At 62.7% G+C, this 11836-nt stretch carries 11 protein-coding genes; 4 read left to right on the forward strand and 7 right to left on the reverse strand.

The window, feature by feature from the left end; all coding sequences use genetic code 11:
• Nucleotides 1-3 precede the first annotated feature (3 nt).
• The 3 genes from EYZ64_RS00490 to EYZ64_RS00500 all read left to right on the forward strand — a co-directional run bounded on the left by EYZ64_RS00490 (nucleotide 4) and on the right by EYZ64_RS00500 (nucleotide 5237).
• The gene (locus EYZ64_RS00490; protein WP_135451385.1) at nucleotides 4-1182 is read left to right on the forward strand and encodes an ESX-1 system-associated protein; all 1179 of its coding nucleotides are present in this window, start codon (nucleotides 4-6) and stop codon (nucleotides 1180-1182) included.
• Nucleotides 1179-3479, forward strand: coding sequence for an EspK C-terminal domain-containing protein (locus tag EYZ64_RS00495; RefSeq protein ID WP_135451386.1), 2301 nt, complete (start codon nucleotides 1179-1181; stop codon nucleotides 3477-3479). Before EYZ64_RS00490 ends, EYZ64_RS00495 begins: the two co-directional genes overlap by 4 nt.
• A 189-nt stretch (nucleotides 3480-3668) precedes the next feature.
• Nucleotides 3669-5237, forward strand: coding sequence for a PPE domain-containing protein (locus EYZ64_RS00500; RefSeq protein WP_135451387.1), 1569 nt, complete (start codon nucleotides 3669-3671; stop codon nucleotides 5235-5237).
• Between the two features lie 314 nt (nucleotides 5238-5551).
• Here the strand turns inward: EYZ64_RS00500 and EYZ64_RS32270 are convergent, their stop codons facing one another.
• From EYZ64_RS32270 to mycP, 6 genes are all read right to left on the reverse strand, one after another.
• The gene (locus tag EYZ64_RS32270) at nucleotides 5552-5869 is read right to left on the reverse strand and encodes an ESX-1 secretion-associated protein (protein ID WP_286174530.1); all 318 of its coding nucleotides are present in this window, start codon (nucleotides 5867-5869) and stop codon (nucleotides 5552-5554) included.
• Between the two features lie 37 nt (nucleotides 5870-5906).
• Nucleotides 5907-6653 carry an EspA/EspE family type VII secretion system effector gene (locus EYZ64_RS00505; protein WP_286174531.1) on the reverse strand — a complete coding sequence of 249 codons (747 nt, stop codon included), beginning with the start codon at nucleotides 6651-6653 and terminating at the stop codon, nucleotides 5907-5909.
• Between the two features lie 136 nt (nucleotides 6654-6789).
• Nucleotides 6790-7536 carry a hypothetical protein gene (locus tag EYZ64_RS00510; protein WP_135451388.1) on the reverse strand — a complete coding sequence of 249 codons (747 nt, stop codon included), beginning with the start codon at nucleotides 7534-7536 and terminating at the stop codon, nucleotides 6790-6792.
• Nucleotides 7537-7593: 57 nt separating this feature from the next.
• A complete protein-coding gene (locus EYZ64_RS00515; RefSeq protein WP_135451389.1) occupies nucleotides 7594-7932 on the reverse strand; it encodes a YbaB/EbfC family nucleoid-associated protein in 339 nt (112 codons plus the stop codon).
• Nucleotides 7933-7981: 49 nt separating this feature from the next.
• A complete protein-coding gene (gene eccE / locus EYZ64_RS00520; RefSeq protein ID WP_135451390.1) occupies nucleotides 7982-9379 on the reverse strand; it encodes a type VII secretion protein EccE in 1398 nt (465 codons plus the stop codon).
• Nucleotides 9376-10725 (reverse strand): type VII secretion-associated serine protease mycosin, encoded by a 1350-nt coding sequence (gene mycP / locus EYZ64_RS00525; protein ID WP_135451391.1) that lies wholly within the window; start codon nucleotides 10723-10725, stop codon nucleotides 9376-9378. The genes eccE and mycP overlap by 4 nt, the downstream gene beginning before the upstream one ends.
• Nucleotides 10726-10976: 251 nt before the next feature.
• Here mycP and EYZ64_RS00530 point away from each other — a divergent pair, with 251 nt between their 5' ends.
• Nucleotides 10977-11564: a hypothetical protein gene (locus tag EYZ64_RS00530; RefSeq protein ID WP_135451392.1), complete on the forward strand. Its 588-nt coding sequence runs from the start codon at nucleotides 10977-10979 to the stop codon at nucleotides 11562-11564.
• A 3-nt stretch (nucleotides 11565-11567) separates the two neighbouring features.
• On the opposite strand, the gene EYZ64_RS00535 is transcribed toward EYZ64_RS00530, so the two are convergent.
• Nucleotides 11568-11825, reverse strand: coding sequence for an HPr family phosphocarrier protein (locus EYZ64_RS00535; protein ID WP_135451393.1), 258 nt, complete (start codon nucleotides 11823-11825; stop codon nucleotides 11568-11570).
• Nucleotides 11826-11836 lie beyond the last annotated feature (11 nt).

Consider the following 11836-nt stretch of genomic DNA (forward strand, 5'->3'; position numbering starts at 1 on the left):
CCAATGAGTTTGCCTCCCCCGCCGGGTTCGTTTGGGCAGCAACCGCCGATGGGTGGTGGCGGTCAGCCTGGCGGTGGTGCGCCGCAACCGTGGCAGCAGCCCGGTGGCCAGGCCGGCCCGCCGCCGGGTGGTCCGCCGCCGTGGGGTCCGCAACAACAGTGGGCTGGCGGCCCCCCGCCGCCGCCCAACGGTGGCCGAAAAACCAAATGGATCCTCGGCGGACTTGCTCTGGTGCTGGCGATCGCATTGGCCGTCGTCATCACGGTGCTCGTCGTCAAGCCCGATAGTGGCGGAAATGGTCCGTCGAATGCCGGGCCCGAGGGCTCCAAATCCGTATTTGCGAGCGCCGACGACACCGGACCTGCCGGCATCATCACCGATGATCCCACCTGTGATGCGTGGAATAGCATCGCCAATGAATACGCGTCAGCGGCCAAGTCTGTTAACTGGGACGATCGGGATTTCAACATCCCCGCGAGTTCATGGACGTCAGAACAGCGCGGCATGTACGAAAGCGTCGGAAAAGCGATGACCGAGGCGGGTGATCAAACCGCAAATTTGGTTAAGAAGACGCCGCACCGGGTAATGCGCGCACTGTACGGGCAGTTTATTGCATACACGCGAGCATTTGTTGAACGTATTCAATCCTATACGGCTGACGACGATAATCTGGTGGCAGCGTCGAACGGCGCCGGTAGTGGCCTGGTGAATATTTGTGCAGCAATTCGATACCGTTCTGCGCAGGCAGTCGCCCCACTGGTAGAGGCAGTGCCTGGACCTACGAAAGTTGCCGCGCCCCAAGAGGCCTCCGCGCCCGCGAGATTCCTCGCAGAGTCCAACCCGACATGTAGCGATTGGGACGCGCTAGTTTCGAAATTTGATGATGACACGAAATCATGGAGATCGATTGATAAAAACATACCGGCCAAAGAATGGAGCCCGGAGCAGAAGTCGGTAAACGATGCCGTGGCCCCGATCATGACGGCGAGCGCGGATGAAATAGAGCGTTTAGGTCGACAAAGCGGCAATCCGGAGCTGGAAGATATAGCTATTTTGGCAGCGCAGTATCGGCGCGCATTTGTTATTGCGCTCCCTGGCTATACCGCCGCTGACGCCTATTTGGAACTAACTGCGACCAATCTCGTGCGATTGGTAAACTGGGCATGTAAGTCACCATCATGATGGGTACCGAAGGACCGAAGAAGCCTTCCGGCGGTTATCGCGACAAGATGGTAGGAGCTGGGGCGTGGCCGGAGACGGATGAGTCAGTATTCAGCAACCGTCAGACCGCTTTGGGTGGCATACATAGAGAGCTGACTGGAGCTAAGGAAGGTTGGCAATCTGGTCAGTCGTATCTCAAGAGTGAGAACACGTGGGCCGGCGTCTCTGCAACTGCCGCGAATATCAAGGTCGACACCCACACAAAGGCTATGGAGGCCCATGAGCAGCAACTCACCAAGGCCACAGGATGGTGCGGAGAAGCTCTAGGGCTAATTGGCAGAGTGAAGGACGCGATCGTCAATACCGTCGAAACAGCGGTTGAGGTCATTGACGATACGGTTTCCGCCGCGAAGGGTGAGAACACCGACGGGGCTGTCGGCAAAATCCAAGACAAGGCCTATGAGCTGAACAAGTCAATTGTTCAATGGGGCGCTGACACCGCCCTGGGTAAAGATGGTGTTTCTCCTGACCCGCCGAAATACGGCAAAGAGGAATTCCAAATCAAGGAAGATGCTGACGGCCATGCCGCCGAAGGCGAAGGCGGTAACGCGGGTTCGAAAGATAAGCCAGCATTGCTGTTCAGCAATACGTCGTTCAGCGGTGGTTCTAAGGGTGGATTCGCTAGTCCTCCCGCGGAAGGTGCCGAGTCGGCCGTACCCGAGATCGACGCAGGTCTGTTCGGCAACACACCCAAGGGCGGGGTGCCTAACCCTCCCGAAGCTCCCGCGGAAGGTGCCGAGTCGGCGGCTGTACCCGAGATCGACACGGGTTTGTTCAGCAACGCTCCTAAGGGTGAAACGCCTGTAGGCGTTCCGGTGGTCCAGCCGCCAACACAACCTGTTAATCCAGGCAAGGCCGCACCCACACCACCGTCGTCACCCTTGACCTCTCCGCCGCCTACCCCTTCAGCGCCATCAGGTGGTGCGCCCAACCTGTCAGGCGCGGGTACCGGAGCCACTGGCGCTTCAGGTGCCCCTAGCCCGTTGAGCGGTGGCTTAGGTGGCAGTGGCGCGGAACAAGCTGCGAGCGCGTCGCCGGCAGCAGGCCAAGCACCAGTCGGTGGGGCACCGACAGATCCGTTGCAGGCCTTCTCGAAGGGGTTCGCGGATTCGGCAGGGACACCGGTTCATGCCGCTTCTACTGGCGCACCGCCTTTGGCGCCGGCCCCCACGGTTCCGGCAAGCGATGCGATGGCACCAGCGAGTACCCATGCGGCGCCGACTTCACTGAGTGGCGCGCAGGCCCCTGCGGCACCGGTGCAGGGGCCTCCGGCGGGCGGTTCGATGGGCATGGGTGGCGGAATGCCGTCGATGCCGCTCGGACCTCCGCCGACCGCACCTCCGGCCGCGCCAGTGGCGCCGCCGCCCGCAGTCGCACCGCCCCCGGCCCAGCCGGCCAATATCGCTGGCGGTGCGCAGGTGGCGCCCATTCCGGTATCGGCTGCGCGGGCCGAGCGAGATGCTGCCCAGAATGCGGCCAAGCGGTCAGGCTCGGATCCGTTGGTGTTGGCACGCAGGATTGCGGCTGCGCTCAATGCCCCCGATATGGTCAGTCCCGCTGATTACAAGTTCTTCTGGGTGACTGCCGTCACCGTGGACGGCAGTATCGTGGTGGCCAATAACTACGGGTTGGCGTACATCCCTGAGCACGTTCGGCTGCCTGAGCAGGTCAAGATGGCTTCGGCGGATGAGTCGATGTCGCCGGCGGAGCGTGCGAGTTGCGTAACTCAACCGGTCGCGGCACTGCACCGTTGGGCCCACCACCACGGCACGGAACTGCGAGCAGTGATCGCGACCGAGGACCAGCTCAAGAACTCCGATGCTGGTGTGCACCATGAAGTGCTGGCCCCCGAGGACATCCCTTCGAGCGGCAAGATGGTTGGTCGCGATCGTCTGCAGGTGATTGCTCCGCAGGCGGGGTCCCAACTGATGCGGATCAGCGATGGGGATCTAGTGAACGTGCTGCCACCGGCACCGGTTGATACTGCGCAACCCGAGGATCGACGGACCACGTTGTGGTACAAGGTGTGGGAACCGTTGATGAGCCGTTCTGCCAAGAAGAATGAACAACATCTGCAGGCACTTTTGGAGTACGCCGTGCATGCTCAGGAACAGGCGATTTATGCTGCCCACATTGCGACACAGGCCGAAGATCAACGCCGGTTCGTCAGTGACTTCGTGTATTGGCAGCACGTTGGACAACTGATTGCCGACGCCCTCGTGGAGCAGGAAACGGCGCCGAGTAACCAGGATTCGTAACAACCAACGGGATGACAGGAAAGAATTAGCGGAATCTGCACATGTGGCCCGCAATTAGGATTGCCTCCGGGACATAAAAAGGCGCGCGGGAAACATGAGCAGGCCGTTCATAGACGAGCTAGCTTCGTTTGCTGCGCGTTTCGGTGGCCATCAACGTTGGCCTCGCGGACGTAGAGAGGATGGTTTGAAATGGGTGTACCTGGGTCGGGCGATCAATTGCGGTACACGACGGAGGGGCTGGAGAGCACAGCCGGCGAATACGAAACGCCTCTGCCCAAGTCGCCGCCGGATCGGACGGATCCGCCGGATGCGCTGCTTATCACCAGCAAGCTGTTGGGCCAACTCAGGGCGTCTAGCGTAAGACTAGCGTCGACCCTGAAGGCTGGGGAGCGAGAGGGAGCCCGGATTGGGGGCGCTCTGCGAGCTGCCGCGGGTGCTTACAAAACGATCCAAGAGCAGAAAACGGCAGCGCTGAACAGCCAGATGAGCGATGGTGCTGCACCGCCACAGGTTGAGACTGCGATTCCTGACCGGACGTTGATTCCCGATTCATTGCCGATTTCGGGCGAGGTCTTTCTCAAGGAGGGGGCCAAGGACGATGACAATTGGGACATAATCGCGGAGAAAATACATCAGGGTCACGATCCTCAGGCGGGCTCACTTAAGTGGTTTAGAGATCAGTGGGACAAGTACGTTCCTGTCGTGGCGATGCACGGCGATATCTACGCGAAAACTGTCCAGGGTTGGCATGGTCCCGCGGCGGAGGCGTGCGACGCCTCCGCGAAAGACTTGACCACTTGGTGGAAAGAAATGAGCGCTGAATGCGGCAAGCTGAGCCACGAGGCCACCACATTCGTTGACGCGCATGACAAGCTTGTCTCCGAGCATCCCACAATGGAAGACGTAAACCTTTTCCGCCAAAAGGACCGGGAAAATAGCTGGAAGGATGCGAAAACCCGTGGCGACGAATGGGACAGGCTGCAGAGGGAATCCAACGACGCATTAGACCACTACGCGAACGTGTATCTGACGGAGATTGCGCCGCGTTATCCCCCAACGATCAACAAGGAGCTTCCGGCGGTAGGTGATGGTGAGGCACCCGTGGCGGTCCCGGACACCGGCACGCCTGGAAGCCCAGGCGGCAGCCCCGGTGGAAGCCCTGGTGGAAGCCCTGGTGGTGCTCCCGAGATGCCTGAAACGCCCAAGATGCCTGAAACGCCGTCAATGTCGCCTGCCAGCGCTGATCCGTCCGCCGACCAGGGGTCGGGTGGGGGTTCTCCCAGTGGTGGCGGCTCACCGAGCGGTGGCTCCCCGTCGGGCGGTGGCGCACCTTCCGGGGGAATGCCTAGTGGCCTTCCGAAGGGAACCGACGGCATGCCGGAGATGCCGGGCCTCGGTGAACCCAGCCTCAAGCCGGCCAGCGCCGGCGCCGGTGGTGGCGGTATGGGTGGCGGTGGCGGCGGTATGCCCGCCGGGCCTCTCGGCCCTGCCGTTGGAGCTGAAACCGTTGCGGCTTCCCCGGCTGGCGCCCGAGGCGGTGGCGGCGGAGTCCCCGGCGCGCCGGGCGGTGCCGGTGCCGGCGGTATGGGTGGCGGTATGGGTGGTATGGGCGGCGGCCACGGCCAGGGCCAGGGCAAGGAGAAGCGCCGCAACCCCAACCTGTCCGAGGACGAGGACCTCTACAAGGAAGACCGTGCGTACACCGAGGCGGTTATTGGCCGTCGTGCCCGCCCGGATGCGAAGGACACCAAGAAGTAGCGCCACCGCCAGTCGCTGTGGCCCCGTGTGCGGGCTCGCGGGTTATTTATCCGGACCCGCACACGGCGGGAAGGGCGACGGGCTGGACCCCCGCGATAGCCCAAGAAATCGCCGACGGCACCAGTCGGCGATTTCTTGTTCCTAAATGGTTTCGTTGATTCCAACCATTACGCGCGAACTAGCGCGTGGTTTGTACGGTGAGGGGGACGCGCGCCGTGAACGCGATGTGGCGGACCTGGTATCGACATGTTCTATGCATGAGGTGCGCCTGACCAACGCTGTGCGGAAGTTCTTGGCAACGAGGCGAATCCGGCTTAACGGGGGTGCATCTGGCCGTTGAGATTGCCCGCCTCGTGCTGGTCGGTGCCGTGGTAGTCGGTGGCCGCCGCCCTGAGCTTGACGGCGAGGTCAGTCGAAATCAGGTGCATCTTTCCAGCTGCTTCGCGGCGTGAAGCTTCTGCCGACTGCAGTGCAATCGCGGTTGCGGAGCACACCAGGCCGTGGCTTTGGAAGACATGGGCTGATGCCCCGTCGGGTGCCGACTTGGCCTTTTCAATTCTGTCCGCCACCCGGTCGTGAACATCGCCCTTGGAGCGGATATCGTCGGAGACTTTCAGATCAGGCTGTGTCATAGCGATGCCTTACTTGTGTCGGAACGCAGGGATGAAATTATCTCGGTGCGGGGCCAAAACCGCCGCCGGGTATTTCTGCCGTTGATGTCAATGCGTCGTAGTCGTGCGTGACCTTGTCAATTTGGGCAGCATTCTCTTTCGCTTGGTAGACCGTGTTCTCCACTCGATCCATTGCGAGCGGCACCGTCGCCATCACTGAGGCTGCTTCGAAAGCCAAGGATGCGGCTGGTCCGCCCGGTCCCATGAACTTCATGAAAATAGCCGCTGGAACGCATAGGGCGAGCGCTGTCTGGCGTTTCGAGACAAAATCGCGTGCGCTTTCGACCTGTCCGGCCTCTGTGGCTAGCACCTTTTTGATTGCGGTGTCGTACTCGGCCATCTTGGCTGCCCGCTCTTGCTGCTCACTATTTCTGGCGCCGTAAGCGTCGGACGCTTCACCCTCCCAATCCGGCGGAGAAGTTGCGGCATACAGTCTTAGGAAAGTGTCGCCGAAATCTTCGGCGCCTCGACGGAACCGTTCACCATCCTCCGGTCGGCCAAATCCGAGCGTGTTGCTGGCCACGGTCAGCATGATCAGACCGCCGTTGATGATCGGCGTACTTGCAGCGGCTGCAAATTTGGCCGGACCGAAGGATGCAACAGTCTGCATCATCCCGGTGAAATCGCTGGCAACGCCGGCCATTCCCCATGGGACGCTGGATTTCATTCCGTTGGCGTGGTCCGCGGTGCCGTAAAGGTAATTGCTGTCCATGTACAGCGCATTCAGAACATTGAAGGTGCCCATGAATTATTCCGTTTCGGATGATGCCGTGGGCTGTGCCCCAGCTCGGTGATCGATGGGTTGGCTCCGATGACCCTAACACCGTCATTTGTGCCTCGAGCGCATCAAAATTGTGTACCGAGCACAAAGCTAGTATCGGTCAGGGCTTGGTGCGGGGACTGCGCTGTGGTTCCATTTCGTGAATCCGGTCCAGCGCGCGTCCGTCGGTGAGCTCGTTTCGTTGCTCGGGGTGGCGCCAATAGAACCGCACCAATTCGATGAGGGCAGTGCCCTTGGGGGTGTAGCTGCCCGGCGAGTCCATCGCGAGTATCGAACCGTCCTGCATGGTGATCACCATGGGGGTCCAGAAGCGTTCCTCGGTGGGGAGCTCGTCGGTCACCGAGGCAATGTCGTCCCACTTTCCTGAGTTCAATGAACCGAGATTGGGAAACTCGAACTCCTCGGGAGTGAGTAGCAGGTAGCTAGTACCCCCCTGGCGCTTGAAAACAAACCAGAACCATCCCGCAACGAGGCCAGTGGCGCCGAAGGCGATGGGGAAGACTTGGCCCACTCCATCGGGTAGTGGTAGGTAGAGCCAGCCGGTTATCCATGCAATGAACATCGACAACCCTGACAGTGCCAGGGCGGCGTACGATCTCCGCTGGGTCGCCTCTATGCGACTATCCGGGCGTAATAGCATCCCCGATTCATCGAACGCGGCTTGGATCACAGCGGTTTTCGAGGCCGCCAACTGGGTGGCCACAAACAGCCAGGTGACCGTTAGCCCAACCGCGATCACCGCGGTAATGAAGTTCAAGTGTTTGATCGCGATGAATGCCCAGATGCCGCATATCGCCGCCAGAATGGCGCCGAGTGTTATGCCAAATCGTCTGGCGAAATTCTCCATATCTCTCCTCTGCGCCCGCGGATGTGTGGGCTGACTTCTACGACGACTCCGTGGACCTCAGCCTGGTTGTGACCCGTCGGCGGTCAACTCTGCGACCATCGCATCGAGCCGTTCCCGGTCTGCTGTGATGGAGGCGGTCGCGGCGCCTGTTGCCTTTCGGATCGCTTCGTTGAGGCGCTGCTCGACGGCCTGGGCGCCCAACCGCAGCAATCCGTCCTTGATGTACACGTCTATCAGATGATGATGACCGTTGAGGGTGACTTCGACACTCTTGGCTTCGTCTGCCGCCGTGAACGTTTCGGTGTTCATCTTGTGCAGCTGGTCATCCATGAGTGACTGCAACTGCTGGGCTTGGCGCAGGACCGCAGCGACCTGCGGATGCATCTCCTCTGTCATGACTTTTCCTCCCGACCTTTCTGGGACCCCTCTCCCAGGAAGCTTGATGTCATTGCTCCAGCGCCATCTGGTAGCGGCTCTCTTCACGCGGATTGATCAACGTGATCGGCAGCTGCCGGTGTCGTGGTGTGTCAATGAAGTTGGGCCGCATGATCACTCGGCCGACGCCCTGATGCGGGCCCAGGTAGGTCGTGGCGTTCGGCCACGCGACGCGCGGCACCCGACCGACGCGCCCGTTGATCATCGTGGCGAACTCGCGGAACTGCGGCCCGAGGGTCACCACGGCGCCGGATGCGGCGGAGCGGATGACGAACTGGGTGAACAGTCGGGCGTCGCCGAGGTTGATGCTGACGTCGACGTTGTCGAACGGCATGTACACCGGGTAGCGGTCCGACGTCTCACCGACGAGCACCCCGGCAGAGCCGATCGGCAGGTCGTAGTGCTTGTCGGTGACCGGCGTGAGGCCCTGAAGGGCCGCCCGCTGGCCGCCGTACAGGCAGGAAAACCCTCGCGGCGTAGTCGGATTGGACAACGTCGTCAACAACACCGTTGACGTCGGTGCCGCCCCGGGACGGACCCGCACGCAGGTGGTGGTGTGGTCGGCCCGCGCCGACCACCAGACGTCCGGGCCGCCGGGAGCGTTATAGGCCGCGGTAAAGGTGCTGCGGCCCTTGATCACCGACCAGGTCTCCTTTTCGAAGGAGATCTCGGTGGCCTTATCGAAATCGTCGAAGCTGCGCGAGCACTGCGCGTCAATCCCGTTGCTGGCCAACTGGTCTGCGATACGGGTGGCCGAGGCCACCAGGTACCGGGCCAGGCCGGACACTCCGCTGTCGCGTCGTTGGGCCGAGCGCCGGGTCTCCTCCGGGTTGGCCCGGACCACAATCCAGGTCCGCCGGTTGGCCGGTGCCGGGTACGGGCCCACCACCTGCTCGTAGAGGGCGACCAGGCTCGCGGGAGCGGTCTTACCGACCCGATAGCCGGCGGAGACGATGTCGGCCTCCAGGTCGGGGCAGTACGCCGCCAAAAGCTTCTCGACCAGCTTGGTGCTGACGGTGTCGTCGGAGACGGCACCGCCGTTGACGATCACCGTCGGGGTGAAAGCCCTTGGTATCAACTCGATTACCGCGACCAGGTAGTTACCCTGCCAGCGCACGGCGACGTGATCCCCCGGCATGACGGTGGCCCCGACGGCAGGCTCCGAGGGTACATCGGGGGTGCTGCGGTGGCGCCGCCGCCACGAAAAGATCGCTCTGACCCAGCCGGTGAGCCGGTACCCGCGGATGGTGAGCACCGAGAAGATCGCGATCAGCACCGACAGCGTAATTCCGAGCCACAGCAGCTTGAAGTGCAGGCACACCGCGATGCATGCCGGGATCAGCGTGGCCGCCCAGATGGCATGGCCCGTGGTGAATCGGAAACCGAAATGCTGCCGCAGGAAATTCACTGGCGCCGCCGCAACGCGCGTCGGGTCATCGCAGCGATCCCGAGGATCAGTGCCAGCGCGGCTCCGGCGACCACGACACCGGTGATCGGGCCACGGTCTGGCGGCGGGATGTACACCGGCGGCGGAACTTCCTTGACGCGGAACGGCGCCTTGGCCGGACCCTCGGGAACCTCCCACGTCAGGGCGGCCACTGGATCGACCACGCCGGCACCGACATAGTTGTCGACGCCGCCGCCGGGATGGCGGGCGGTGGCGGTGATCCGATTGATGACCTGGGCCGGGGTCAGATCCGGGAAGCGCTGCTTGACCAGCGCTGCCAGACCGGAGACGAAAGCGGCCGAGAACGACGTGCCGTTCAGCGGCACCGGGCCGTCCTCGCCGGGGGTGGCGTTGATGGGCTGGCCCTCGTAGCCGAGCGCGGTGAGGTTCTCGCCGGGAGCCGCCGCGCCCAACCACGGGCCCGACATCGAGAAGTTGCTCGGCTGACCGTTCTGGCCGACGCTGCCGACGGTGAGTACCAGCGGGTCGTACCAGGCCGGGCTGACGATCGTCTGAACGCCCTTCCAGCCGCGGGCATCGGCCGGCAGCGATTGATCCGGCGGCGGGTTCTGGGTGCAGTCCTGGCCGGTGTTTCCGGCGGCCACCACGATCACCGCGCCCTTGACGTTCACCGCGTAGTTGATGGCGGCGCCCAGGCTGGTCTCGTCGATCCGGCGGGTCACCTTGTAGCAGGCCGCCTCACTGATGTTGATCACCTGCGCGCCCAGGTTGGCCGCATGCACCACGGAGCGGGCCAAACTGCGGATCGAACCCGCGGTCTGGGTGCTGTTGGGGTCGTTGGGATCCTGACGCGAACCCTTGGGCTGGAACGCGACCGACGTCTGCCGCAGCGAAATCAGTCGCGCATCGGGGGCCACACCGACGAATCCGTCAGTGGGGGACGGGCGTCCGGCGATGATCGACGCGGTCAGGGTCCCGTGGGCGTCGCAGTCGGACATTCCGTTGCCGGCGGCGTCGACGAAGTCGCCGCCTGGCTCGGCCGGAACCCGGGGTGAACCGTTGACCCCGGTGTCGATCACCGCGACAGTTACGCCAGCGCCGGTTGCGAACTTCTGCGCCTCGGCCAGCTTCAGGTAGTCGGCCGCCCAAGGTTTGTCAGCGAAGTTCGAATTCGGCATGACCGTCGGCGCCGCGCAGATCTTGCGCTGCTCGGTCGGCTGATCGGGGCCGGTTTCATCAGGTGGAACGGCCGCGGCGTCGATCGCCGGCGGATCGATCGCGAACGCTGGCGGCGCACTGAATAGGGCCAACAGAACTGCCAGCAGCATCACGGCTAAGCGCTGCACGCGTCACACTCCCCCAATCACATCGGACATGCCTGCAGTGTGCTGATGCACATTCAGCAAACAAATCTCAGCCTGCTCGACAACGCATCTTCTCACTTCAAGCCGTCCGGCTATTTGCACGCAGGCAATCATAAGGGTGCCCAGGTGAGGCTGATAACGCTTTGTGCCCGCAGCGAGTGTTGCACCCGGCAAGGCGGGGATGTCAATGACCGACTGTCGACCGGCGGAATGCAATGGGATATCACTGACGCATGACGCCTCACGGTTCGGACGACTGGGACGACGCTGACGACAACGACGGCCTTGACGCGCTCGACATCGGTACCCCGGTATTCGACGATGCCTCAGGACTCGGCGCCCTACAGGACTACCCAGCGCACGAGGTGGACCTTGGCAGCGATGACGGTGGCGGCCTGGACGCGGTCTACGACTACTCCGGCCGCGAAGTCGAGGAAGTGGCGGACGACGGCTTCGGCGCGATCGATGGCGAAGATGAGCCCGTAGACGAAGAGCAGATTCCGGTGGTCCAGGTAGTGAACCCGCCGGGCACCGTCTCTGTCACGGCCTACCTCAACGGCTCGGTTGCGCAGGTCGACCTGGATCCAAAGGTGACCACGCTGACCGAGGCGCAGCTGGCCGACGAAATCCGGTTCGTGGCCGGGGTGGCCGCCAAACGTGCGACAGCGGTGCTGCACGTCGGCACGGTGAACATGCTCGTTGAGCAGGGCATGGACTTCCGTGAGGCTCGGGACTTCGTGGGGACAAATGTCCCGTTTTCTACCCCGGAGCAGGCCGGCGAGGCTGAACTCGCACTCATCGCCCGCCATTCCGAGCGGTAGGCCTTACGCGTCCAAATCCTGTTCCACCAACCCCGCCACCGTCGCCAACGTGTCAGCGTCGTCGGATTCCACGGTCACTTGAGCGCCCTTGCCGGCACCCAGCGTCATGATCATCAGGGCCGAGCCGGCGTCGACGGGTTCACCGCCGTCCATGGACAGGGTGACGGGTACTCCGGCGTTGACCACGGCCTCGGCGATGATTGCGGCCGGGCGGGCGTGCAGGCCGATCGCGGAACCGACGGTGACAGTCTTGCTGGGCATTGTTTCTCCTT

It is taken from the genome of Mycobacterium sp. DL99, assembly GCF_004762045.1.
In the GTDB taxonomy this organism is placed as follows: Bacteria; Actinomycetota; Actinomycetes; order Mycobacteriales; family Mycobacteriaceae; genus Mycobacterium.